Raw genomic sequence first — 236 nt, 5'->3', positions numbered from 1 at the left:
GGCCACCAGCCAGCCGGCGGGCTGTTCGGCGCCGAACAGCTCCAGCGCGCCCTGGGCCGCCGCCTCCACGCCGACCGCCGACGGGCCGGCGTCGGCCCGGCCGCGCACCGCCGCGCCGCCCGAGCCCGCGCTTGCTTCCCCGCGTCTCCTGCTGCTCGCGGCCGCCGTGGCGCTGGCCGCGACCGTGCCGGTGGCGACCGCCCGCCAGGCCCCAACCTGCCGCGTGGTTGCCCTCC

General features: G+C 82.2%; 1 pseudogene. It reads right to left on the bottom strand.

What is annotated here, in order from left to right:
• Window positions 1–236 (bottom strand): annotated as a pseudogene (locus ACYQ78_RS40125) (hypothetical protein); the annotation flags it as partial.

It is taken from the genome of Herbidospora sp. RD11066 (assembly GCF_054661255.1).
Note: the sequence above shows the minus strand (reverse complement) of the source record. Positions and strands in the feature narration are given on the sequence as shown.